Annotated in this window: 1 protein-coding gene; it reads right to left on the bottom strand. The window is 27.3% G+C overall.

The features are described 5' to 3' along the window. Positions 1 to 1,492: glycosyltransferase (locus TA89_RS04465; protein WP_040211209.1), on the bottom strand; the 1,492-nt coding region annotated here is incomplete at its 3' end. Positions 1,493 to 1,591 lie beyond the last annotated feature (99 nt).

Here is a 1,591-nt window from a genome sequence, read left to right as displayed (position 1 = left end):
AATAGTGAAGAATTAAATCATAATAATCAGTACATAAGGATATTAGTATGTTTTCCATCTTATCCATACCAAAGGTAACAAGCTGATTTATCGCATGTATATCCTCCTTGATTAAATAGTATACATATATAGAGTACAAGGTTTTATCCTTATTCATGATCTCCATAATTCTGTTTCTGATTATATAATCAATATTTCCCTTCTCCTTAAAATACCTGACATTATAAATCATTTCTTTTAAATAGATATGAGAGGCAGCGTTTTCCAGTCTTGCTAATTCTTCTGTGAGCACTTCTCTTTGAAGATATTTAAGCAGTATATCATAATTATATTTATCAATTAGTTCATTTAAAATATCTATTTCGCTCCACATTTTGCCTTCTGCTATAATACTTACGATTATATAGACTTCATTTTTTAATAAGTCCTTATCCTTTACTTTTTTAATATTGTCTATAGCGGATTTATAATCCTTATTTTTTAAACAACTTGATGCTAATCTTAATAAAACTGCATCTTTAAATTTACGGGTTTGTACAGATATAGTATTGTTGAAGCTTATGGAATTCATGTTAATCAATTCATAGTATTTCAAATAGTCCTTATATGCAATTACAGCATTAGTGTAATCATTGAGATTATAATACCCTTCTCCTAAATAAAAATAATAATCTATAAACTCCTTTTCATATGCTAATGCTTCAGCAGTCTTTTCAACCAAAAGTGTGTATTTTTTAGACTTATACAATATATCACAGTATTTATCAAGAACATAAATATACTTATGAATTTCATCTTTAGATAATTCATAAGCTGCCTTTATATACTTTAACGCTTCCGGTATATCCTTATGCATAACATAGGAAGCTGCTATCTGGAAATTTATATAAATACTATCAGGCTTTTCGGAAAGTTCTTTAAAGAGCAATTTAATATTTCTTTCAAATTTATATTCCATAAGCTCAAAATCACTATTGTTATATCCATAATGAATAAATCTAATATGAGAATCTATAACAGGATATTTAAATATAGGCTGCTCGTGAACTGCGCCTTCATACTTTATGGCTTTATTTTTAAATAGCCTCAAAAGTTTAGATATACTTTCATTAGTTACCGAATTTTCTATGTCTTTATTAAAATTTATTATGTTTATAAAGCCTGCATTGTATTTTTTAGTGTTTTTATCATTAATAAGCTGAGCTAATTTTTCCGGTTCATATAAAACCTCATCTGCATCAACTACAAGAATCCATTCACCGGTACAGTAGCTTAGTGATATATTCCTCATTTGTGCAAAGTTATCAGTCCATTTATGATGATATATCTTATTTGTATATTTTTTTGAAATCTCTATAGTGTTATCAGTGGATCCTGTATCTACAATAACAATTTCACAGGTTAAATATTTCTCCAGTTTTTTTAAGGATTTTAATGTAGCTTCAATGTACTTTTCTTCATTCTTAACTATCATTGCAATACTAAGTTTCATATTATATACCTCACTAAGTGTAATCATTAATCCCTTTATCGTGCATTCCTTTAAAATCTTTATAAAAAAAAGAACAGGTATGTCCTGTTCCTTTTTATC

The sequence above is a fragment of the Clostridium polynesiense genome (genome assembly GCF_000820705.1).
GTDB lineage: Bacteria > Bacillota > Clostridia > Clostridiales > Clostridiaceae > Clostridium_AA > Clostridium_AA polynesiense.
The sequence above is the reverse complement of the archived record's forward strand: the minus strand, read 5'-3'. Positions and strand labels throughout refer to the sequence as shown.